Annotated in this window: 14 protein-coding genes; 8 read left to right on the top strand and 6 right to left on the bottom strand. The window is 71.6% G+C overall.

Annotation, left to right across the window (positions count from 1 at the left end; genetic code table 11):
- Positions 1-120: 120 nt before the first annotated feature.
- The 7 genes from BLW43_RS07745 to BLW43_RS07770 all read left to right on the top strand — a co-directional run bounded on the left by BLW43_RS07745 (position 121) and on the right by BLW43_RS07770 (position 13,170).
- The gene (locus BLW43_RS07745; RefSeq protein ID WP_175478804.1) at positions 121-7,461 is read left to right on the top strand and encodes a type I polyketide synthase; all 7,341 of its coding nucleotides are present in this window, start codon (positions 121-123) and stop codon (positions 7,459-7,461) included.
- Positions 7,458-8,885: an aminotransferase class I/II-fold pyridoxal phosphate-dependent enzyme gene (locus BLW43_RS07750; RefSeq protein WP_093251290.1), complete on the top strand. Its 1,428-nt coding sequence runs from the start codon at positions 7,458-7,460 to the stop codon at positions 8,883-8,885. The genes BLW43_RS07745 and BLW43_RS07750 overlap by 4 nt, the downstream gene beginning before the upstream one ends.
- A gap of 311 nt (positions 8,886-9,196) precedes the next feature.
- Positions 9,197-9,361 carry a hypothetical protein gene (locus BLW43_RS23440; protein ID WP_175478805.1) on the top strand — a complete coding sequence of 55 codons (165 nt, stop codon included), beginning with the start codon at positions 9,197-9,199 and terminating at the stop codon, positions 9,359-9,361.
- 130 nt (positions 9,362-9,491) lie between these two features.
- Positions 9,492-10,259: a (Fe-S)-binding protein gene (locus tag BLW43_RS07755; protein ID WP_093251291.1), complete on the top strand. Its 768-nt coding sequence runs from the start codon at positions 9,492-9,494 to the stop codon at positions 10,257-10,259.
- Positions 10,256-11,686, top strand: coding sequence for a LutB/LldF family L-lactate oxidation iron-sulfur protein (locus BLW43_RS07760; RefSeq protein ID WP_093251292.1), 1,431 nt, complete (start codon positions 10,256-10,258; stop codon positions 11,684-11,686). The genes BLW43_RS07755 and BLW43_RS07760 overlap by 4 nt, the downstream gene beginning before the upstream one ends.
- Positions 11,683-12,318 (top strand): LutC/YkgG family protein, encoded by a 636-nt coding sequence (locus BLW43_RS07765; protein ID WP_139284011.1) that lies wholly within the window; start codon positions 11,683-11,685, stop codon positions 12,316-12,318. Before BLW43_RS07760 ends, BLW43_RS07765 begins: the two co-directional genes overlap by 4 nt.
- Positions 12,319-12,405: 87 nt before the next feature.
- Positions 12,406-13,170, top strand: a complete 765-nt coding sequence (locus BLW43_RS07770; protein WP_093251297.1) for a LytS/YhcK type 5TM receptor domain-containing protein — start codon at positions 12,406-12,408, stop codon at positions 13,168-13,170.
- Here the strand turns inward: BLW43_RS07770 and BLW43_RS07775 are convergent.
- Positions 13,130-14,524, bottom strand: coding sequence for an esterase-like activity of phytase family protein (locus BLW43_RS07775; protein ID WP_093251299.1), 1,395 nt, complete (start codon positions 14,522-14,524; stop codon positions 13,130-13,132). The two genes, BLW43_RS07770 and BLW43_RS07775, sit on opposite strands and share 41 nt — an antisense overlap.
- Before the next feature lie 248 nt (positions 14,525-14,772).
- Here BLW43_RS07775 and BLW43_RS07780 point away from each other — a divergent pair, with 248 nt between their 5' ends.
- Positions 14,773-16,317: a DEAD/DEAH box helicase gene (locus BLW43_RS07780; RefSeq protein WP_093251302.1), complete on the top strand. Its 1,545-nt coding sequence runs from the start codon at positions 14,773-14,775 to the stop codon at positions 16,315-16,317.
- 122 nt (positions 16,318-16,439) lie between these two features.
- Here BLW43_RS07780 and BLW43_RS07785 read toward each other — a convergent pair whose 3' ends face one another.
- The 5 genes from BLW43_RS07785 to BLW43_RS07805 all read right to left on the bottom strand — a co-directional run bounded on the left by BLW43_RS07785 (position 16,440) and on the right by BLW43_RS07805 (position 22,739).
- Complete coding sequence (locus tag BLW43_RS07785; protein ID WP_093251304.1) at positions 16,440-18,119, bottom strand: ribonuclease J; 1,680 nt, start codon at positions 18,117-18,119, stop codon at positions 16,440-16,442.
- Between the two features lie 3 nt (positions 18,120-18,122).
- Positions 18,123-18,899 (bottom strand): type III pantothenate kinase, encoded by a 777-nt coding sequence (locus BLW43_RS07790; protein WP_093251307.1) that lies wholly within the window; start codon positions 18,897-18,899, stop codon positions 18,123-18,125.
- Between the two features lie 18 nt (positions 18,900-18,917).
- A complete protein-coding gene (locus BLW43_RS07795) occupies positions 18,918-19,634 on the bottom strand; it encodes a biotin--[acetyl-CoA-carboxylase] ligase (protein ID WP_245730959.1) in 717 nt (238 codons plus the stop codon).
- A 74-nt stretch (positions 19,635-19,708) separates the two neighbouring features.
- Positions 19,709-21,157 carry an NADH-quinone oxidoreductase subunit NuoN gene (gene nuoN, locus BLW43_RS07800; protein ID WP_093251309.1) on the bottom strand — a complete coding sequence of 483 codons (1,449 nt, stop codon included), beginning with the start codon at positions 21,155-21,157 and terminating at the stop codon, positions 19,709-19,711.
- A gap of 43 nt (positions 21,158-21,200) precedes the next feature.
- Positions 21,201-22,739 (bottom strand): NADH-quinone oxidoreductase subunit M, encoded by a 1,539-nt coding sequence (locus tag BLW43_RS07805; protein WP_093251312.1) that lies wholly within the window; start codon positions 22,737-22,739, stop codon positions 21,201-21,203.
- Positions 22,740-22,742: the final 3 nt, after the last annotated feature.

Here is a 22,742-nt window from a genome sequence, read left to right on the forward strand (position 1 = left end):
CAAGGGTTGTCACGACGCGGTTCTTTCCGCATGAGGCGCTCTGTGGGACGTGCAATCCGTGCCGCGCTGCGGTAAGTCCGCAGGTGGGAGAGGATGTCCTGGTACCGGGGGGCGGCGCTTTTGTTTGACCGGGTTGTCTCGCGAGAAGTCGCCATCCTCGGATATGGATGCAGGCTTCCCGGCGCGGCTTCGCCAGACGCCCTGTGGGCGCTGCTGAGGGAAGGCCGGTGCGCCGTCGGCGAGATCGGTCCCGACCGATGGTCGAGGGCGACCTATTTCAGCGAAAACAGGGCGATCTCGGGCGTCACCTACACCACGGCGGCCGGCGTGCTGGACGATCCGTTCGCGTTCGACGCGGGCTTTTTCGGCGTGTCTCCGCGCGAAGCGGTGCAGATGGATCCGCAGCAGCGGCTCATGCTGCACGTCGCCTGGGAGGCCGTCGAGATGGCCGGGTTCACGCCCGCCGAACTCGCCGGTTCCCGCACGGGCGTCTATGTCGGGGCGTCCGGGCTGGACTATGGCAACTCCCTGCACGGCGACCCTTCCGCGGGCGACGCGCAGTTCATGACCGGCAACACGCTGAGCATCATCGCCAACCGGCTCGCTCATCTGCTGGACGCGCGCGGCCCGAGCTATGTGGTCGACACGGCCTGCTCCTCGTCGCTGTTCGCTTTCGAGGCCGCCCACGCGGCCATCGCGTCGGGGCGGATCGATCGCGCAGTTGTCGGCGGCGTCAACCTGCTGCTCTCGCCGATGCCGTTCCTTGGCTTCGCGCGCGCCGGGATGCTGTCGCCCACCGGGCTCTGCAAGCCGTTCGACGCGCGCGCGGACGGATATGTGCGCGCCGAGGGCGCCGTGGCCTTCGTCATCGAGGCGCGGGAGACCGCAGAGGCCGAGGGGCGCCTGCCAAGGGGCTTCGTCGTCGGCGCCGCGGTCAACAGCGACGGCAGGCAGGGGGCGCTTTCGGTGCCCAACGGCGAGCGGCAGGCGGACCTGATGCGCAAGGTCTACGCCGACGCAGGCGCCTCCGCCGACGATCTCGCCTTCGTGGAGGCGCACGGCACCGGCACCGCCGTGGGCGACCCCATCGAGGCGAGCGCCATCGGCGGCGCGCTCGGCTGCGCGCGCGGCGCGCCGCTGCCGGTGGGCTCGACCAAGTCCAACATTGGGCATCTGGAGCCGGCGTCCGGCCTTGCGGGACTGCTCAAGGCGCAGCTCGCGCTTGAGAACGGCCTTTTCCCGCCGACGCTTCATGTCGAGTCGCTGAACCCGATGATCGACTTCGACGCGCTGAACCTGCGCGTCGCGACGGACGCAGTCGCCCTGCCGCGGCGGGAGCGGCCCTGGATCGCGGGGGTCAACTCGTTCGGCTTCGGCGGGGCCAACGCACATGTCGCGATACGTCAGCCCGACGCACCTTCATATGGCGCGCCGCAGGCCGAGAGCATGCCGGCGACCCCGCGCCCGCTCATTCTCTCGGCGGCCTCCACCGAAGCGCTGCGCGCGCTTGCGCGTTCATGGCGGGAACGGCTCGCCGGCGCGGACGCCGAGCAGGCGACCGCCCTGACCTCCCTCGCCGCGCACAGGCGCGCGCGCCATGCGCGCCGGCTCGTCGTGGCGGAGCGCGACGCAGGGAGCCGTCTCGACGCCCTGTCCGCCTTCGCGGAAGGCGGCGACGCCGGGCTCTGGGCCGCCGAGACGGCCGCCGCCGGCGACAGGGCGCCGGTGGCGTTCGTCTTTTCCGGCAATGGTTCCCAATGGCCCGGCATGGGGCGCGCGGCCTTCGCCGGCGACGCCGCGTTCCGCAGCAGCTTCGAGGCGACCGCCGCGTACGTTCTTGCGGCCGGCGGGCCCGACATCATCGAGGCGATGCACGCCGACGATCTCGCGACGCTGCTGAGCCAGGCGGAGGTGGCGCAGCCGCTGCTCCTGGGGTTGCAGGCCGCGATCGTTGACGCGCTGGCGGCGCGCGGCGTGAGGCCGATGGCCGTGGCGGGCCACAGCGTCGGAGAGGTCGGCGCGGCCTGGGCCAGCGGCGCGCTCAGCCGGGAGCAGGCGGCGCGGCTCGCCGTAAGCCGCGCGCGGCTGCAGGCGCCGCTCCACGGCAAGGGCGCGATGGCGGCGGTGCTCGCCCCGGCGGATGTCTGCGCGGCGCTGATCGCGGAGCTCGGGCTCGAAAAGCTCGACATCGCCGCCGACAACTCGCCGCGCGGCGCCACGGTGTCGGGCGCCTCGGCCTCGGTGGACGCGCTGATCGCCGCGGCGAGAGACCGCCGGATCGCGGTTCGGCGGCTCAAGGTGGACTATCCCTACCACGGGCCGCTGATGGAGCAGATCCGCGAGTCGCTGCTGGCGGAGCTCGCCGATCTTGCGCCGACCCCCACGACGACGCCCTTCATCTCGTCCACCGACGGCGGCGTGGCGCCCGGCGAGGCGCTCGACGGGCGCTACTGGTGGCGCAACGCGCGCCAACCGGTGCTCTTCAGGCAGGCCGCGCTTGCGCTGAGTGCGGCCGGCGCGCGCGCCTTCGTGGAGATCGGCCCCCAGCCCTCGCTGCAGAACTACGTCGCCGACACGCTTTCGCCGACCGGCGCGGCCCATGTCTGCGTGCCGTCCATGCGCCGCCAGGGCGCCGGGGCCGAGGATTTCGGCCTCATCGCCGCCAGGATCGCCGCTGCGGGCGGCGCGGTGGACGACGAGAAGCTCTTCGGGCCGAGACTGCCTGTCACGATCACCGGCCCGGCCTATCCGTGGAGCCTGAAGGACTACCGCTTCACCCTCGCAAGGACGGCGCTCAACGTGCTGCGCTCGCCGGCGCCGCGGCCGCTGCTCGGCTGGCGGCCCTTCGCGGACGAGGGCGGCTGGCGCGTGACGCTCGACCAGTCCGTGCAGACCTGGCTGGCGGATCACGCGGTCGACGGCGTCGCCACGTTGCCGGCGGCGGCCTTCGCCGAGATGGCGCTGGCGGCGGCGGCGGAGACCTTTGGCGAGGGCCCGCTCGAGCTGGCCGATTTCGACATCCTGCTGCCCCTGACCGTCGAGGCTCGCGCACGGGTCGAGGCGCGCACCACGCTCGACGCCGAGAGCGGCGCGGTGCGGATCGAAAGTCGGGCGGCCAACGGCGACGCGGCATGGACGCTTCATGCGGCGGGAACGGCGCGCGCCGCGCGTCGCGAGCCGGAGGCGCGCCCGATCGCCGCCGCCGCCGCGACGACCACGCAAGCCGCCGTCGAACCCGACCCGGCGCTCTACGAAATGCTGGCCGGGTTCGGTCTGGAGTACGGTCCGGCCTTCAGGCGCGCGGCCAGACCCGACGCGCGCGGAGACGTCGCCGTGGCGGCGCTGGCGCCGTCGCTCATCGGCGGCCTTGAGGGCTGGCGCCTCGACCCCACCGATCTGGACGCAGCCTTCCACGTCGCCGCGCCGCTGCTCGGTTCCGCCGAGGACGCGCAGGAAGGCGTGAGCCTTCTCCCGGTGCGGCTGGGGCGGCTGACGCTGCTGCGGCCCGGGGCGCCGGTCGCGCAGGCCGAAGCGCGGCTGACGCGCCGCGGCGCGCGCGGGGCGGCGGTGGACTTCACGCTCCGCTGCGCCGACGGTTCGGTTGCCGCGACGGTCGAGGGCGCGCGGTTCGCCGCCGTGCGGCTGCGGCGCATGCCAGCGCTCGCCTCTATGCTGTGGCGCCAGACGATGACGCCCCGACGGCTGCGGTCGGATGCCCCGTCCGCGACGCCGGACGGCTGGCGCGATCCGGCGGCGCGGCTCGCGGAGCTCGGCCTGACGGGCGCGGCGGCGCCGGCGGAGGACGACGGCGCGCTGCTGCTCGACGCGATGGCCCGCCGCATCGCGTGGGACGCGACGATGGCCCTCGGGCCCGAGGGCGGCGTGCGGCTGCGCGCGCGCAAGGCCCTTCCGAGGGGTCTGCGCCGCGCTCTCGAACTCGGCCTGGAGGCGCTGGCGCAGGACGGCGCCTACGACGCCGCGACCGACGCGCTGACGGGCGAGGCGCCCGCGCCGGACCTCGAGGCGCTCGTCGCGGCGCTCGTCGCGGCGGCGCCGGGGCGCGCGGCGGCCATGATGGAGGCGCTTGCGCTCGCCGAGCGGTTTGACGCGGCGCTTTCGGGGCGCGACGCAGGCGAGGCCGGCGATGCGGCTCCCCGCCGACGCGCCGCCGGGCCTTCGCCGGCGGAAGCCGCCGGCGCGGCGGCGCTCGCAGCCGCGGCGGCCGACATCGCGGCCGCGTGGCCGCCGACGGCGCCGCTGGACGTGCTGATCGTCGGCTCGCCCGTCGCGGACCGGATCGCGACGGCGCTGGGCGATGCGGCGACGCGGCTGCGTCAGGTCGCTGCCGGCGACGCGGGGGCGGCGCTTTCGGAGGGTCCGTGGGATCTCATCCTGCTGGTCGACGCGGCGTCCGCCTCAGAGGCGGGCGCGGCGCCGGCCGAGGCGGCGGCTGCGCTTGCGAACGGCGGCATGATGCTCGCGGCGCTTCCGGAGCCGACGCTGATCGCCGCCATGGCGCTTCGCGCCGACGGGGCGGAGGGCGGCGACGGCCTCAGCGCGGCGCGGGCGGCGGCCCTGTCGGTCGGGGCGGCGATCGCGCCCCTCGCCGGGGCCGCAGGCTGCGCGCTCGCAAGTTTCAGGCGCGACGAGCAGGAGACGCCGGCGCGCGTGCTCGACATCAAGGGCCGCATCGGTCTGGCGGCGCGACAGGACGACCCGGCCTGCGCGGCGCTGACGCAGGCGCTCGCCGCGGCGGGAGCCCGCGCGCTGCCGGCGCCGGGCGTCGCCGCGCTGACGCCGGGCGAGCCGGCGATCATCTTCATGGACGCTCTCGCCGACGTCGCGCCGGACGCGCCGACCGAGGCGAGGCTGGCCGCGCGCATGACGGGCCTTCGCGCCGCCGCCGAGGCCGCCGAGGCCGCCGGCGACGCGCGGCTGTGGCTCGTCGCCCCGGGAGCGCTGAGCCTCGGGGCCGACGCGGACCCCGAGGCGAGCGCCCTGGCGCGGCTCAGGCGGGTCCTCGTGAACGAGCGGCCCGGCCTGCGGCTCGGCGTCATCGACGCGGACGACCCCGCCGCCCGGGCCGCCCAGATCGCGGCTGCGGCGCTCGGTTCCGCAGGGAACGAGACCGAACTGATGCTGCGCGCAGACGGCGCCGCCGCGCCGCGCGCCGTCTGCGCGCCGGAGGTGGCCGCCCTGGCGGAGCGGCGCGCCCTCGGGCCGAATGCGCGCGATACGGCGCTCGCCCTCGCTCCGGACGCCACGGGCGGCCTCGAGACGCTGCGCTGGCGCCCCGTGGCGCGGCGCGCGCCCGGACCTGGCGAGATCGAGGTGGCCGTGGCCGCGTCGGGGCTCAACTTCCGGGACGTGATGTGGGCGATGGGCGTCCTGCCCGAGGAGGCCGTGGAGGACGGCTTCGCCGGCGCCGGCATCGGCATGGAGTGCGCCGGCGTGGTGTGCCGGGCGGGCCCCGGCGCGCGGTTCCGGGTCGGCGACCGGGTGCTGGCCTTCACCGCGAGCGCGCTCGCAACCCACGCGACCTTGTCCGACGGGGCCGCCGCGCTGGCGCCCGAGGGTCTCGACATGGCCGCGGCGGCGACGCTGCCGGTCGTGTTCGGCACGGCGTGGCGCGGCCTGATCGACCTCGGCCGCCTGGAGCCGGGCGAGACCGTTCTGGTCCATGGCGGGGCCGGCGGCGTCGGGCTCGCGGCGATCCAGATCGCCCGCGGGCGCGGGGCGCGCGTTATCGCAACGGCGAGCACGCCGGAAAAGCGCGCCTTGACGCGGACGCTCGGCGCCGATGCGGCGTTCGACAGCCGCACCCTCGCCTTCGCCGACGCCGTGATGGATGCGACTGACGGCAGGGGCGTCGACGTCGCCCTCAACAGCCTGTCCGGCGCGGCGATGGAGGCCACGCTGGGCTGCATGGCGGCCTTCGGACGCTTCATCGAACTCGGCAAGCGCGACTATTATGCAAACACCCGCATAGGATTGCGGCCGATGCGGCGCAACATCGCCTATCACGGCGTGGATCTCGATGCGATGCTGAAGTTCCGCCCCGACAGCGGCGGCCGGCTTCTGGCGGAGATCGCGCGCGAGGTCGAGGCGCGACGGTTCGCCCCCCTGCCCTATCGCCTCCATGAGCCGGACGAGGCCATCGCGGCTTTCAGGCTCATGCAGCGCGCCGGCCATGTCGGCAAGGTGATCGTGGCGCCGCCGGAGGCGCCGGGCGCGGTCGAGCCGGCCGCGCCGCTGGCGCGCGCCGAGGGCGCCTACCTCGTGACCGGCGGGGCGCGCGGCTTCGGCCTCGCCTTCGCCGAGCGTCTTGCCGCGCGCGGCGCGCGCAGGCTGTGGCTGACGAGCCGCTCCGGCGCCGCCGACGCGGCGGGCGTCGCGCGGCTGAGGGCGAAGGGCGCGCGCGTCGAGGTCGTCGCCTGCGATGCGGCCGACGAGGCGGAGATGACGCGCCTGCTGGAGCGGATCGACGCCGCGGGCGCGCCGCTGCTCGGCGTCGGCCACGCGGCGATGGCGCTCGACGACGGCCTGATGAGCGGCATGACGGCGGCGCGCATCGCCGCGTCGCTCAGGCCGAAGCTGACGGGCGCGGAAGTGCTCGACCGCCTGACGCGCGGCAGGCCGCTCGATTTCTTCGTGCTGTTCTCGTCGGTCTCGGCGCTCTTCGGCAATCCCGGCCAGGGCCCGTACGTCGCCGCCAACGCGGGGCTGGAGGCGATTGCGGCGCGTCGGCGGGCGGCTGGCGCGCCGGGGCTGGCGATGGGTTTCGGACCGATCTCCGATACGGGCGTGCTGGCGGAGGACGCCAAGGCGCGCGAGAGGCTCGAGCGGCGGGGGGCGGGCCTGCTGACGAGCCGGACGGCGCTCGATGCGCTGGAGGCGGCGCTGGCGGCGGATGCGGGGCCTGCGCTGACCGCGGCGCCGATGCGCTGGGGCGCGCTTTCCGCCGACCTCCCGGTTCTCGCCGAACCGATCTACGAGCGTTTCGATCTCACCGACACGCCGGCTGCGGCGACGGCCGAAAGCGGCGAGAGTCTTGCGGCCATGATCGCGGGACTCGACGAGGCGGCCGCGGTCAGGAAACTCGCGGGGTTGTTTCGCGCCGAGGCGGCCATCATCCTGCGGCAGCCGCCCGAGGAGGTGGATCCGGCGCGGCCGCTCGCGGAACTGGGGTTCGATTCGCTGATGGGCATGGAGCTCAAGCTTTCCGCCGAAGAGAAGTTCGGGGCCACCTTGCCGGCCATCGCGCTCGCCGACGGCGCCACCCTGACCACCCTCGCCGCGCGGATGGTCGCCGACCTGCGGGCCGGCGGCGGCGCCGGGACCGAGCGCGAAGACGCCACTCTCGCCGCGCTTGCGTCGCGCCATGTCGGCGGGTTGACGGCGGCGGTGGCCGAAAAGGTCGCCGGCGCCGTGCCTGGCGCGCCGGACGGGCCGCAGAAATGAGCGCGGACGGCGACGACGTCCCCGGTTTCTCGCGGCAGGCGACGGCCGACGCCGGCGACGTGCTCGCCGCCGTCAGGGCCCGCGCCGCGCGTCGCGCCGCACAGACGGCAGCCTCGCCCGCCGCCCTGCGCGAGGGCACACAGGGCGGAGCCGCAGCCGGGCGCGAGGCGACCGGGCGAGGGCGGGCGAAGCCGCGGGCCTTCGACTTCTCGGCGCTGCCCGTGATGAAGGAGCTTCAGTTCACCGCAGCCGCCGGGCAGGTCATGGGCGTCGACTCGCCCTTCTTTCGCGTCTGCGAGGGCCGAGGCGCCGCGACGGCGCGGATCGAAGGCGCTGACCGGATCAACTTCAGCAGCTACGACTACCTTGGCCTCAACCAGACGGGCGCGGTGCTCGAAGCCGCAAAGGCGGCGATCGACCGCTACGGCGTCTCCTGCTCCGGGTCGCGCGTGGTGGGCGGCGAGCGCCCGTTTCACGCCGCGCTGGAGCGCGCGCTGGCGGCGATCTACGACGCCGAGGACGCTGTCGCCATGGTGTCGGGCCACGCCACCAACGTGACGACCATCGGCAGCCTGATGGGCAAGGAAGACCTGGTCCTGTGCGACGAGCTCGCGCACAATTCGGCGCTGGAGGGCGCGCGGCTTTCCGGCGCGACGCGGCGCAGCTTTCCCCACAACGACCTCGACTGGGTCGAGCGCCTGCTGGAGACCGAGCGCAGCCGCTTCGGGCGCGTGCTGATCGTGGTCGAGGGCCTCTACAGCATGGACGGCGACACGCCGGACCTTGCGCGCCTGATCGACATCAAGAACGCCCATGACTGCTGGCTCATGGTCGACGAGGCCCACGCGCTCGGCGTGCTGGGCCCCACGGGCCGCGGGCTGGCGGAGGCGCAGGGCGTCGACCCGCGCTCGGTCGAGATATGGATGGGCACTCTCTCCAAGACGCTGGCCTCGACCGGCGGCTACATCGCGGGCTCGTCGGCGCTGATCCAGGTTCTGAAGGCGCGGGCGCCCGGCTTCGTGTTTTCGGTCGGGCTCTCCGCGCCGCTGTCGGCGGCGGCGCTGGCGGCGCTGGAGGTGATGGCGCGCGAGCCGGAGCGGGTCGCCAGGCTCCGCGACAACGGGCTGGCGCTGCGCGCGGCGCTGAGGGCGCGCGGGCTCGACACCGGACTCAGCGAAGGCCATGCGGTGACGCCGGTGGTGCTTGGCGACTCGCCCACCGCAGCCGCCGTGGCGCATCTCGCGCTGCTGAAGGGGCTCTCGGCCCCGCCGATCCTGCACCCCGCGGTGCCGGAGCGGCGCGCGCGGCTGCGCTTCTTCGTGAGTTCCGAGCACACGGCTGCGCATATCGAGCGCGCCGCCGACATCGTCGCCGAGGCTGTCGCGGAGGCCCCCGAAATCACGGCGCGACTCGGTCTTTCCTGACGCCCCGCGACCCTGCCGCAGCGCTCCGCCGCTCCCGCACCGGCATGACGGTTTCCGGGCGCCGGCATTGGGCGCCCGCTTTGGTGGCGCCGAGAGCGGCTCCTGCACCAGAGCGTGCATGGAAGCCTCTCTGGGCGTTGCGCCGGCGCAACAGGGCGCCTGGTTACGCGCCATAAACCAACATTACTTCTCGCAGGCGGCCGCTCCAACGCCCAGCCTTGCAGGGTAGTTGCTTCAGAACGCGTTAGATTGAAACGAATTCTGAAGAATGTCGTGACAGTGTGCGTAAAGCGTCGATGGAGGCGGAACCAATGGCGAGGGACGGGCGACAGGCCGAGCGGCTTGAGGACCTTTCCGATGCGGAGATAGAGCGGATCGAGGGCGCGGTGTTCTGCGCCGGCGGCCCGCCCCGGGAACTGGCCCGTGGACTGCTCGAGCGCGCCAGCCAGAACGGCAAGACGACCCGGCGCACCTGATCGCGCGCATCGCAGGCGCTCTGCGACACGCCGGAAAAGCGGTCCAGACTGGACAATAGCGACCCTGCGCGCGTTGCGGGGCCGGTGCGGGGTTGCTACGGCTGGAGGCTGATCCAGTTCGGGAGCGCCCATGTCGCCTCATCCCCGCCGCGTGGCGTTGTTCGTGACCTGCCTCGTCGACATGTTTCGACCTTCGGTGGGCTTCGCCGCCTTGAAGCTGCTTGAGGACGCCGGCTGCGTGGTGGAGGCGCCGGCGGCGCAGACCTGCTGCGGCCAGCCCGCATGGAACTCCGGCGACCGCGAGACCTCGCGGCGCATCGCCCGTCAGGTCATCGAGAGCTTCGAGGGCTACGCCCATGTCGTGGCGCCGTCGGGCTCCTGCGCCGCGACCATCGTCAAGGACTATCCGGCGATGTTCGCGGACGAGCCGCTGTGGCGCGCGCGCGCCGAGGCGCTTGCCGGGCGGACCCATGAGATCGTCTCGTTCCTGACCGACGTGCTGGGCGTGAGCCGGGTGGACGCCTCCTGCGCCGCCACCGCAACCTACCATGACAGCTGCTCGGGCCTGCGCGCGCTCGGCGTGAAGGCGCAGCCGCGCGCCCTGCTGGCGACGGTGGCGGGGCTGACGCTCTCGGAGATGAAGGACAGCGAGGTGTGCTGCGGCTTCGGCGGCACGTTCTGCGTGAAATACCCCGACATCTCCAACAAGATGGTCGAGGACAAGGCGGCGCATATCGAGGGCGCGGGCGCCGACCTCGTGCTGGCGGGCGACCTCGGCTGCCTCATGAACATGGCCGGGAAACTGAGTCGCACGGGAAAACCGGTGAAGGCGCGCCATGTGGTCGAAGTGCTGGCGGGGATGACGGACACGCCCGCCATCGGGGAGGGCAAGCCATGACCGCGCACGAGCCGAAATCCCGCTTCTTCAAGGCCAACGTGAAGGCCGCGCTGGCGGACGCCAACATCCAGCACGCGATGCGCTCGACGGGGCCGAACTTCGTCGGCAAGCGCGCCAAGGCGCGCGACGCCATGCCGGAGTTCGACGCGCTGCGAGACCGGGCGCGCGACGTGAAGAACCACGTCCTCGCAAACCTGCCGCTCTACCTCGAGCGCTACGAGGCGAAGGTGCGCGACGCGGGCGGCCATGTGCACTGGTGCGAGACGCCGGACCAGGCGAACCGGAAGGTGCTGGAGATCTGCCGCCGCGTGAACGCGAAGAAGGTCAACAAGGGCAAGACGATGGTCTCCGAGGAGACCGGCCTCAACGACTTCCTCTCGGAGAACGGGATCACGCCGGTCGAGACCGACCTCGGCGAGTACATCATCCAGCTGCGCGGCGAGACGCCGAGCCACATCATCGCCCCGGCGGTGCATGTGACCGTGCCCGAGATCGACAAGCTGTTCCGCGACACCCATACCCATCTGCCGCGCGACCGCGACCTGACCGAGCTTTCGTCGATGCTGGCCGAGGCGCGCACCATCCTGCGCCAGAAGTATTTCGAGGCCGAGGTCGGCGTGACCGGCGCCAACATGCTGATCGCGGAGACGGGGCAATCGGTCATCGTCACCAACGAGGGCAACGGCGACCTCTCCCAGTCGTTGCCGCGCGTTCACATCGTGCTGGCGACGCTGGAGAAGATCGTCCCGACGCTCGACGACGCCGCCACCGTGCTGCGGGTGCTGGCGCGCTCGGCGACGGGGCAGGAGATGAGCGTCTACACGACCTTCTCCAGCGGTCCCCGACGCGCGGAAGACCCCGACGGACCCGAGGAATACCACGTCATCCTGCTCGACAACGGCCGCTCCAACATGGTCGGCTCGGAGTTCGAGGAGATGCTGCGCTGCATCCGCTGCGGGGCGTGCATGAACCACTGCCCGGTCTATCAGGCCGTCGGCGGGCACGCCTATGGCTGGGTGTATCCCGGGCCGATGGGGGCGGTGCTGACGCCCTCGCTGATCGGCGTGGAGGAAGGCGGGCAGCTGCCCAACGCCTCCACCTTCTGCGGGCGCTGCGAGGAGGTGTGCCCGATGCGCATCCCCCTGCCCCGCATGATGCGGAGCTGGCGCGCCAAGGAGTTCGAGAAGCGGCTGACGCCGACGGCGGCGCGCTACGGGCTTGGCGTCTGGGCGTTCTTCGCGGCGCGGCCGGGCCTGTATCGGGCGGCGACGCGGGCGGCGATGGCCGTGCTGGGACGTCTGGGCCGGGCGAAGGGCGGCTTCGCGGCGCTGCCGCTGGCCGGCGGCTGGACGGCGCACCGGGATTTCCCGGCGCCGGAAGGCGGCACCTTCATGGCGCAGTGGGCGGCGAAGCGGGGCGGCCGATGAGCGGGCGGGAAGCGATCCTCCAGCGGCTGCGCCGCCACGGCGCGGGCGATCCGGCGGCGGTGGACGCATGGGCGGCCGCAGGCCCCGTCGGCCCGCGCCCGCGCCAGGGCGCACTCGACGGCCCGGCGCGCATCGAGCACTTCATCGAGAAGGCGAAGGTCGCCGACGCGACCGTGAGCCGGATCGCCGGCGTCGAGGCGCTGCCGGCGGCCATGGCGGCGGAGCTGCGCGCGCGCAACCTGCCCGCGACGCTGCGCACCGGGAGCGACCCTATGTTGCGCGCGCTCGACTGGGGCTCGCTCGACCGCAGCGAGGGCGTCGGCAGGGTCGAGGAGCCCGCGACGCTGTCGCGCGCCGAATTCGGGCTGGCGGAGACCGGCACGCTCGCGCTGGCCTCGGGCCCCGACAACCCGGTGACGCTCACCTTCCTCGGCGAGACGCATTTCGTCGCCCTCAGAACCGAAGACGTGAAGGCGGGTTTCGAGGATTTCTGGGCCGCGTGGCGCGAGCGCGGGCTGACGCCGCGCACGCTCAACATGGTGACGGGGCCGAGCCGCTCCGCCGACATCGGCCAGACCCTGCAGCTCGGCGCGCATGGGCCGGTGGCGCTTCACATCTTCCTCATCGACTGAAGTCGCATAGTCAGTCGTTTCACGGTTTACCGTTTTTGAAGCGATCCATGAGAGAACTCCGGCATATTGCAATGCTGGAGTTCTGATATGCTGGACATTGGTTTGACGGCCTTATTGAGCAACCTTGGCCTGCTTACGCTCGGCGCAGTTCTTCTGTTCATCGTGACCCGGCAGCGGAGACTCTCGCGCGTCTGCTACACCGAGCGGACCCTGCTCGGGGCCGCTCTCGGGCTGCTCTCGGTCATCGTCATGCAGACCTCGGTTCCCGGGCCCTACGGCTCGACCATCGACACGCGCGCGGCGCCGCTCTTTCTTGCCGGCTACTTCGGCGGGCCGGTCGGCGCGCTCGCCGCCTCGGTCATCGGCGGCGCGGCGCGGTTTCAGATCGGCGGGCCGGCGGTGTATGGGGGGGTGCTGAGCGTGGTGATCTATACCACGGTGGGCTGGCAGGCTGCGGCCGTGTCGGAGCGGGTGGACTGGAAGCGGTGCGGGGCGATCGGCTGGGCGATGGCGGCGATCCTGGCCAGCGTCGCCGTGCTCCCGAGCTTCTTCGTCTTCAGGCCGCTGGAGATCGGCTTGGCGCTGGTGATCAACGCCTGGCCGACCGTGATGTTCGGCAACATCGCCGGGCTGCTGATCATGGGGCTTCTGTTCGAGAGCTTCCACGAGGGCCCTGGCGGCGGCCCCGGGCGGGCCGCTCCCCAGGACAAGGGCCGGGCGCCGGACAGCCGCCGCCAGCGCGGCGCGAGATTCGCCGCCTTCCCGACGCAGGCGCCGCCGGCCGCAGACGCGGCGGCGCCCACAGCCGAGATCACCTGGCTTCCAGCAACTCGGGAACGCTCAGCAGGATGAACTCATTGGCCGCCGCCGCGTCGAGCTGGCGGCCGGACGAGAACGGCAGGTTGTTGTCGTTGGCGACCATGATGTGCGTCTCGTCCACGCGCATCACGTCCTCGATGGTGAAGAACGGGAAGGTGAACCTGCCGCCGAGGTCGCGCGCGGCGACGGTCTCGAGGCGGTTCACGCCGTTCGGATCGGCGATGTCCATCAGATCGATATGCCCGATGCGGCGCACAAAGCCGTCGGCGTCAATGTCGCCGGTGTCGATCAGCACGACGCGCTTGTGCACGGCGGGATGAGGAAAGCAGTCCGGGGCGGCATCGCCCGCGCATTTGAGGCTGGGGTCGCCTTCGCCGTTGTCGCGCTCGATAACGAGCGCGCGGCGGTCGTCGATGAAGTTGAAGTCGCCGATCGCGACCGCGCCTTCTCCGAGCGCGAAGTTGAAGCTCTGGCCAGTCCACGCGCCCGCCTCGGCGTCAAACGCCATCACGCGCAGGAACTGGCCCTCGGCCTCGCCGTTCTCGGCGAGTATCGGCTTCTCCAGCATCGCCCAGAGGATCGAGCCGGCCGGCTCGGCGCCCAGCGCGTCCCGCGCCGCGCCGATCACGCCGCCGCGCGGCTGCAGGGCCATGCCCTCGAAGCCGCCCGAGCGGGGCACGCGCCAGTCGGCGCCGGCCGCAGCCGGGACGCGCACCGAGGGGTGGTCGGGCGAGCGCAGCTCCGCGCCCTCCAGCATGGTCGGAAACAGGCCGGTGACGACGCCCTCAAGCGTCGCGCGGATCAGATACGGACCGAATTCCTCGCCGATCCAGATCTCGTCGCCTACGCGCTGGATGCTCTCGAGGTCGAAATCGGCGCCGGTGAGATAGCGCTGCTCCGTCCCCTCATAGGCGATGCGGAAGGGCACGACGCCGTCGGGGTCGCGCAGGAACACGGTCTCGACGATCTCGACCGTCCCGGCCTCGAAGTCAGGCTTCACACGGCTGAAGAACAGCATGGCGTCGGGGCTGTTGGCCTTCGAGCCGAAACCGTTGTCGGTCAGGGCGTAGATCGAACCGTCCTCGGCGGGCGCCATCGCGAAACCGGACATGCCCTGGAAGGGCTGGCCGATGAAGGGAAGGCGCAGTCCGGTCTCGCGCCGGCCATGCAGGCCGCCGGTGTCGCCCATCGCGCTCATCGGCGCGTCGTTGCGGGCGGGGCCGGTGAACTTGCCGCTGATCCAGAGGTCGCGCGGCGCGTCGGCGGGGGGCGCGATCAGCGTCAGCGCCGGGATGACTGCGTGGCCGGCGAGCGTGGCGGGAAAGACGGTCTCCTCTGCAGCCGCCGGCGCGGCGACGAGGGCGAGGACGATCAGGCTGGCGCGCATGGCGGTTCTCCGGAAGCGTGCGGTGAAGTCCGATCGATAGCCGCCGACTGCGACGCCGGAACGACGCCGCAGCTACGGTACCGTGACGCTTCGCAGCCACAAACGCCCCGCATGCGCGCGAAATAGCGGCCATGCGCAGCGATTCGTTGACTCATCAGCAGTTCTTCGTATGTTTCGCGCAGCAACGCGAGGTGTGCGCGAAAATCTCTCGCGACCGTTATCCGCTCTGAAAGGCAGCCGTATCACGCATGACTTTTGAGGAACTCAACCTCGACCCCAACGTTCTGAAGGCGGTTCGGGAGGCGGGCTACACGCAGCCCACCCCGATCCAGTCCCAGGCGATCCCCCACGCGCTGACGGCGCGGGACGTGCTCGGCATCGCGCAGACCGGCACGGGCAAGACCGCCGCCTTCACCATGCCGATGATCACGCTGCTCAACAAGGGCCGGGCGCGCGCGCGCATGCCGCGCTCGCTGATCCTGTGCCCGACGCGCGAGCTGGCGGCGCAGGTGGCCGAGAACTTCGACACCTACGGCAAATACTGCAAGCTTTCCAAGGCCCTGCTCATCGGCGGCGTATCGTTCGGCGATCAGGACCGCCTGATCGACCGCGGCGTGGACGTGCTTATCGCGACGCCCGGCCGCCTGCTCGACCATTTCGAGCGCGGCAAGCTGATGCTCACGGGCATCGAGGTGATGGTGGTCGATGAGGCCGACCGGATGCTCGACATGGGCTTCATTCCCGACATCGAGCGCATCTTCAAGCTGACGCCCTTCACTCGCCAGACGCTGTTTTTCTCAGCGACGATGCCGCCCGAGATCACGCGCCTGACGGAGGAGTTCCTCTCCAATCCGGTTCGCGTCGAGGTGGCGCCGGCCTCCTCGACCGCCGAGAACGTCACCCAGCGTCTGTGTCGACTGCATCCCTCCAAGAAGGAGAATGCGGACCGGGAGAAGCGCGACCTGCTGGTGTCGCTGCTGCGCGACCAGGGCGACGCGCTGAAAAACGCGATCATCTTCTGCAACCGCAAGCGCGACATCGGGGCGGTCCACAAGAGCCTCGACCGCGCGGGCTTCGCGGTCGGCGCGCTGCACGGCGATCTCGACCAGTCGGTGCGCACGGCGACGCTCGACGGTTTCCGCGACGGCTCGGTGCGGCTGCTGGTGGCGTCGGACGTGGCGGCGCGCGGGCTCGACATCCCGTCGGTCAGCCATGTGATCAACTTCGACGTGCCGATCCATTCCGAGGACTATGTTCACCGCATCGGCCGCACGGGCCGCGCCGGGCGCAGCGGGCTCGCCCTGACCATCGTGCTCCCGCACGAGGAGAAGCACGTCGACAAGATCGAGAAGCTGATCGAGAAGACGCTCGAGAGCATCGACCCGCCGGGCGGCGACGCGCCGCGCCCCGCCCGCGCCCCCTCGGCGGACCCGACGCCCGAGGCCGAGCCGAGCGCGGAGCGCAGCAGGCCGCGCCGTTCGCGCAGGGCGGCGGACGTCAAGGCCCCCGCCACGATCGAGGCGGAGGCTGAAGCGCCCGCCGCCGCCGAGCCCGAAGCGGCGCAGGTCGCGCGGGCCGCGCCGACGCCAGAGCCGCAGCGCCATGTCGAGCCGCGCCGCAACGATGGGCGTCGCGGGCGCGGTGACGGTCGTCGGGATCGCGCGGATCGCGGCGAGCCCGTGATCGGCTTCGGCGACCACCCGCCCGCCTTCGTGATGCGCCCGGTCGTGCTGCCCAAGGCGACCCGATCAGCGGCGGTGAGCGAGAGCGAAGAGGCCGACGAAGCCGCGTAAGCCGGAGACGGCGGGCGCCCAGGCCCGCGCGGCGCTGCGGGAGAGACGAAAACGGAAAAGAGCCCGGAACTCAGGTTCCGGGCTCTTTTCCATTGGGAGCGGAGACGCCGCGGCGGCGCGCCTCAGTCCTCCTCCTCGTCCTCCAGCCGCGTCACGATCACCGTCGTCACCGGCTTCTTGCCCCAGGCGTCCATGCAGACCTTGCGCGCGGCGCGGGCGGCGACGTCCTCCAGCCCGCTGTCGGAACGTTTCTCCTTGCGGGAGGCGCGCTCGATGGCGGCGTCCACGGCGTCAGCGATGCGATCGGCCAGCGTGGTCGCGCCGCCCTTCGGCGCGCCGACCAGACGCACTTCGGGGTCGGCGATCAGCTCGCCGTCCTCATCCACCACCAGCGCCACGACGGCATGGCCCTGCCGGGCAAGGCGCAGCCGGTCGCGGATCACGCCGTCGAATGCCCCGACGAAGGCCTCGCCGTCTAGATAGACGCGGCCGGTCGGCACCTCGTCCACGATCTCGGGGTCGTTGCCGTCGAGGGCGACGAGCGATCCGTTGGGCGCCACCAGCGCCGTCGCCGCGCCCCACTGCTTCGCGCTGCGGGCGTGCTCGACAAGGTGGCGGTGCTCGCCATGCATCGGCAGCGCGATCTGCGGCTTCACGACCTCGTAGAGCGCCTTGAGCTCGTCGCGGTAGGCGTGGCCGGAGACGTGGAGCTTCGCCATGTCCGCATCGACCACGCGCACCCCACGCTCGCTTAGGCGGTTGTAGAGCTTGTGGATCTCGGCCTCGTTGCCCGGAATGGTGCGCGAGGAGAAGAGAACCGTGTCTCCCGCTTCGAGCGAGACAGTCGGGTGCGAGCCGGCCGCGATGCGCGCCAGCGCCGCCCTGCCTTCGCCCTGGCTGCCGGTGACGAGGTAGAACAGGTGGCGCGCGGGGATGTCCTTGGCGCGGTCGTCGGTGACGGTCTCGGGGAAGTCGGTCAGCAGCCCCGTCTCCTGCGCCGCGCCGATCATCCGCTGCATGGCGCGGCCGGCGATGACGATCGAGCGGTCATTGGCCGCCGCCGCCTCGGCCAGCGTCTTCAGCCGCACGACGTTGGAGGCGAAGCTGGTGGCGGCGACCGCCCCCTCGCACTCGGAGATGACGCGCTCCAGATGCGGCCGCAGCGCGCCCTCCGAACCGGTCGAGCCCGGATTGAACACGTTGGTGCTGTCGCAGGTCATCGCCAGCACGCCCTCGCGCCCCAGCTTCTCGAAGGGTTCGAGACTGGCCGGCGCGCCGATGACCGGGTCGGCGTCGAGCTTGAAGTCGCCGGTGTGCACGATCAGCCCGGACGGCGTGCGGATCGCAAGCGCGGCGGGGTCGAGCGTGGAGTGGGTGACGCGGATGAACTCCACGCTGAACGGGCCGGCCTGCACCGGCGTCTCCCACTCGCAGAGCTTGACGTGCTTGGGCGAGCGGCCCTCGTCCACCATCTTGCGCCGCGCGATCTCGGCGGTGAAGCGGGTGGCGTAGACCGGCGCCTTGAGACGATCCCAGAGCCTGCCGATGGCGCCGACATGGTCCTCATGGGCGTGGGTGATGAAGATGCCGTCCAGCCGGTCCGCCATGTCGGCGATGTAGCCGACGTCCGGCACCATCAGCTCGACGCCGGGGCTCGTCGCCATGTCGCCGAAGCCGATGCCGCAGTCGACCATGATCCAGCGACGGTCCTTCGCCGGGCCATGGCCGTACAAGTACATGTTCATGCCAATCTCGCCCGCGCCGCCGAGCGGCGCGTAGACGAGTCGGGAAGCATCCGCCATCCGTTATCCTTTCGCGGCGTTGAACCTGTGGATTTCCACAAGCCCCCGCATCGTGAGGTCGGGGTCGACACGCCTGATCGTGTCGGTGCTCTTGGCGAACAACGCCGAGAGGCCCCCGGTTGCTATGACGTCGTGGCTCACGCCGCGCTCCTGCGCGATGCGGGCGCAGACGCCCTCGATGAGGCTGACATAGCCCCAGTATGCGCCGGAGCGCATGCAGCTCAGCGTGTCGCGGCCGACCACCGTCTCGGGGCGCGCGACGTCGATGTTGGGCAGCCGGGCGGCCGCACGGTGCAGCGCCTCGAGGCTGAGATTGACGCCGGGCGCGATGACGCCGCCGACATAGGCGCCGTCCTCCGCCACCACGTCGAAAGTCGTCGCCGTCCCGAAATCCACGACGATCAGGTTCGGGCCGTAGGCGGTGTAGGCGCCGACGGTGTTCACGATGCGGTCGGCGCCGACCTCATGGGGCGCATCGACCCGCACCTCGACCGGCAGCCGCGTCTCGGACCCGCTGACAAAGAGCGGCGTGCAGCTGAAGTAGGTCTCGCACAGCTTCTTGATGTTGAAGACCGTCTTGGGCGCGACCGAGCCGCAGATCGCCGAGCGCACGGCGCGAACGCCGATGTTCTGGAAGTCCATCAGCTGCCGCAGCCAGACGAAGTACTCGTCCGCCGTGCGGCCGGCGTCGGTCTTGCAGCGCCATTCCGCGACAAAGGCCTCGCCGTCGTGCAGCGCGAAGACCGTGTTGGTGTTGCCGACGTCGATGGCGAGCAGCATGGCGTTTGCCTAGACCTCTCAGGCGAAGAAGACATCCGCCGCCGCTATGCGCCGCCGGGCGCCGGAGCAGGTCAGGACGAGCGCGCCGGTCGCGTCGATGTCGGTGAAGACGCCCTCCACCGTCTCGCGCGGCAGTCGCGCCGTCACCTTCTCGCCCAGCCGCGCCGCGCGCGCAAGCCACGCCGCCCTGAGCGGCGCGAAGCCGTCCGCCTCCAGCCGCGCCGTCCAGCCCGCAAGGGCGGCGGCCAGGTGGGCGAGCGCGGTCTCGGGGTCGGGGGCGGCGCCGGTCTCGGCGGCGACGCTGGTCGGCGGCCACGCCCCTGGCTCCTGCGGCGGGGCGTGGGCGAGGTTCACGCCGACGCCGACCGCGAGCCAGTCGAGCCGCCCCCCGCCCCCGGCGCTCTCCAGCAGCACGCCGGCGGCCTTGCGGCCGTTCAGCAGCGGATCGTTCGGCCATTTCAGCGCGACGTCGGCCTGCGGCGCCACCGCGTCGAAGACGTCCGCCACGGCGAGGCAGGCGGCGAAGGACATCAGCGCCGCCTCAGCCGGCGGCCACTCAGGCCGCATCAGCAGGGTTGCGCTGAGGTTGCCGGGCGGCGTCGCCCAAGCCCGCCCCCGTCGCCCCCGCCCCGCCGTCTGCCGGCGGGCCATGATCCATAGCGGCGCCGCCGCTCCTGACGCGGCCAGGCGCGCGGCCTCCGCGTTCGTGCTGTCGGTCTCGTCGAGCGCGATCACGCGTACGCCGGCCAGCCAGCCGGGATGGGCGCGCGCCGCCGTCCCCGCACTCGGCCCCGTCTCGCCGGGCGCGCTCAGCGCAGCAACGCCTGCGCCGCGGCGTCGCCGGCGAGGGTCAGGCCGAAGCCGTCGAGAAACGGCAGCCAGCCGACGGAGATCAGCACCGCGGACACGGCGAGCGCCGCGCCGTTCATCAGCGGCATGGCGCCGTCGAGCGGCTCGCCTTCGGCGTCGACATACATGATCTTGACGATGCGCAGGTAGTAAAAGGCGCCGATGACGCTCGCAATCGCACCCGCGACCGCCAGCGGCGCCAGCCCGGCCTCGACGGCGGCGACGAACACGAAATATTTCGCGAAGAACCCGCCGAGCGGCGGAATGCCCGCAAGGCTGAACATCAGCGCGCCAAGCGCCAGCGCCTGCCCCGGCGCGCGGGACGCCAGACCCGCAAGATCCTCGATCTGGAGAACCGGGCGACCGTCGCGCTCCATGGTCATCAGGAAGGCGAAGACGCCGACGTTCATCACCACATAGATCGCCAGATACACCAGCAGCGCCGACGCCCCCGCCTCGGTCCCGGCGGCCAACCCGACCAGCGCGAAGCCCATGTGGCCGATCGACGAATAAGCCATCAGCCGCTTGAGGTTGCTCTGGCCGATGGCGGCGACCGACCCCCAGAACATCGACATCAGCGCCACGAACACGATGATCTGGCGCCACTGGTCCGCCGCGTCGCCGAAGGCGTCGTAGAGCACGCGCGCGAACAGAACCCCGGCGGCGACCTTCGGCGCCGTGGCGAAGAAGGCCGTCACCGGGGTCGGCGCGCCTTCGTAGACGTCGGGCGTCCACATGTGGAACGGGGCGGCCGACACCTTGAAGGCGAGGCCGGCGCAGAGGAACACCAGCCCGAACAGCAGCCCGAGCCCCACGCCCTCGGCCGTGACGACCTGCGCGATGGCGGCGAAATTCGTCGAGCCGGTGTAGCCGTAGATAAGCGAGCAGCCGTAGAGCAGCAGGCCGGAGGAGAGCGCGCCGAGCACGAAGTATTTCAGGCCGGCCTCGGTGGACCGCGCGCCGTCGCGGCGCAGCGCGGCGACGACATAGAGCGCCAGCGACTGCAGCTCCAGCCCCATGTAGAGGGTCATCAGGTCGCCTGCCGACACCATCACCAGCATCCCGAGCGTCGCCAGCCCGATGAGCACCGGATATTCGAAGCGCAGCAGGCCGCGCCGCTGCATGTAGTCGCGCGAGAGGATCAGCATGATGCCCGCAGACAGCAGGATCAGCGCCTTGGCGAAGCGCGAGAAGCCGTCGACCACGAAAGCCCCGCCGAAGGCCGAGCGCGCGTCGGCGACGCCCAGCGCGGCGTTGAGCCCCAGCGCGACGAGCAGGGCCGCCATGATGGTCGTGATCTGCCCGGCGCGAGCGTCCTCGCCGCCATAGGCGCCGAACATCAGCAGCGCCATGGACGCCGCGGCGAGCAGGATTTCGGGCAGCGCGAGCGCGAGATCGGCGGAGATCATCGGGCGTATCCCTTGTTTTCGGTCGTCATCTGGGCCGCCTCGGTCACTTCAGGGCCACGTCCGCGAGCGCCTGGAAGGCGGCCACGCGCGTCTGCACCTCGTCCACCAGCGCCGACACCGCCGGCGAGAACATGTCGATCGCAAGGCTCGGATAGACGCCGAGCACCACAGTGCCGACGACCAGCGGCGCGAAGATCAGGGCCTCGCGGCGCGAAAGGTCGGTGATCCCCTGCAGTTCCTCGCGCACCATCTGGCCGAACACCACCCGCTTGAAGAGCCACAGCGCATAGCCCGCCGAGAGGATAACGCCGGTCGCGCCGACGAAAGCCGCCCAGGTGTTGACCTGGAACGTCCCCATCAGCGTCAGGAACTCGCCCACGAAGCCCGACGTCCCCGGCAGGCCGACGTTGCCCATCGTGAACAGCAGGAACACCGAGGCGTAGAGCGGCATGCGCGTCACCAGCCCGCCATAGGCGCTGATCTCGCGGGTGTGCATCCGGTCGTAGATCACGCCGACGCAGAGAAAGAGCGCGCCCGAGATGAAGCCGTGGCTGATCATCTGGAACACCGCGCCGTCGACGCCCTGCTGGTTCGCCGAGAAGATGCCCATGGTCACGAAACCCATGTGCGCGACGGACGAGTAGGCGATCAGCTTCTTGATGTCCTCCTGCATCAGCGCCACCAGTGACGTGTAGACGATGGCGATGACGCTGAGGGTCAGGACGAAGGTCGTCATCAGCTCCGACGCGACCGGGAACATCGGCAGCGAGAAGCGCAGGAAGCCGTAGCCGCCCATCTTCAGCAGGATCGCCGCCAGCACGACCGAGCCGGCGGTCGGCGCCTGCACATGGGCGTCGGGCAGCCAGGTGTGGACCGGCCACATCGGCATCTTCACCGCGAAGGAGGCGAAGAAGGCCAGCCAGAGCAGGGTCTGGAAGCCGCCGGCGATCTCGAAGCCGAGCAGGCTCAGCGGCGTCGCCGCGAACTCGTGGCGCAGCAGTTCGGGAATGCTCGTCGTGCCGGCGTCCCAGAACATCGCGATCATCGCGATCAGCATCAGCAGGGAGCCGAGCAGCGTGTAGAGGAAGAACTTGAAGGCGGCGTAGACCCGCTCCTTGCCACCCCAGACGCCGATGATGAGAAACATCGGGATCAGCCCGCCCTCGAAGAACAGATACCACAGGATCATGTCCAGCGAGACGAAGACGCCGATCATCAGCGTCTCGAGCACGAGGAAGGCGGCCATGTACTCGCGCACGCGGGTCTCGACGCCCCAGGAGGCCCAGATCGCCAGCGGCATGATGAACGTGGTCAGCAGCACGAAGGGCAGCGAGATGCCGTCGACGCCCACGCGGTAGCTCAGGCCCCCGAGCCACGCCCGCTCCTCCACGAACTGGAAGCCGGTGTCGGACGCGTCGAAGCCCTGAAGCAGGAAGAGCGAGATCACGAAGGTCGCGACCGTCGCCCAGAGCGCGGCGTAGCGCGCGTTGTCGTTGGCGGCCTGGTCCTGTCCGCGCACGCCGACCAGCAGGATCAGCGCGCCGAGCAGCGGCAGGAAGGTGATGATGGACAGGATCGGCATCGC

Origin of the sequence: Rubrimonas cliftonensis (assembly GCF_900107585.1) — a bacterium.
In the GTDB taxonomy this organism is placed as follows: Bacteria; Pseudomonadota; Alphaproteobacteria; order Rhodobacterales; family Rhodobacteraceae; genus Rubrimonas; species Rubrimonas cliftonensis.

Excerpts from the sequence above, each read along its gene's own strand:
- BLW43_RS07760 (WP_093251292.1), top strand. The coding sequence starts at position 10,256 with ATGACCGCGCACGAGCCGAAATCCCGCTTCTTCAAGGCCAACGTGAAG.
- BLW43_RS23440 (WP_175478805.1), top strand. The coding sequence starts at position 9,197 with ATGGCGAGGGACGGGCGACAGGCCGAGCGGCTTGAGGACCTTTCCGAT.
- BLW43_RS07775 (WP_093251299.1), bottom strand. The coding sequence starts at position 14,524 with ATGCGCGCCAGCCTGATCGTCCTCGCCCTCGTCGCCGCGCCGGCGGCT.
- BLW43_RS07765 (WP_139284011.1), top strand. The coding sequence starts at position 11,683 with ATGAGCGGGCGGGAAGCGATCCTCCAGCGGCTGCGCCGCCACGGCGCG.
- nuoN (WP_093251309.1), bottom strand. The coding sequence starts at position 21,157 with ATGATCTCCGCCGATCTCGCGCTCGCGCTGCCCGAAATCCTGCTCGCC.
- BLW43_RS07770 (WP_093251297.1), top strand. The coding sequence starts at position 12,406 with ATGCTGGACATTGGTTTGACGGCCTTATTGAGCAACCTTGGCCTGCTT.
- BLW43_RS07805 (WP_093251312.1), bottom strand. The coding sequence starts at position 22,739 with ATGCCGATCCTGTCCATCATCACCTTCCTGCCGCTGCTCGGCGCGCTG.
- BLW43_RS07780 (WP_093251302.1), top strand. The coding sequence starts at position 14,773 with ATGACTTTTGAGGAACTCAACCTCGACCCCAACGTTCTGAAGGCGGTT.
- BLW43_RS07785 (WP_093251304.1), bottom strand. The coding sequence starts at position 18,119 with ATGGCGGATGCTTCCCGACTCGTCTACGCGCCGCTCGGCGGCGCGGGC.
- BLW43_RS07790 (WP_093251307.1), bottom strand. The coding sequence starts at position 18,899 with ATGCTGCTCGCCATCGACGTCGGCAACACCAACACGGTCTTCGCGCTG.
- BLW43_RS07750 (WP_093251290.1), top strand. The coding sequence starts at position 7,458 with ATGAGCGCGGACGGCGACGACGTCCCCGGTTTCTCGCGGCAGGCGACG.
- BLW43_RS07755 (WP_093251291.1), top strand. The coding sequence starts at position 9,492 with ATGTCGCCTCATCCCCGCCGCGTGGCGTTGTTCGTGACCTGCCTCGTC.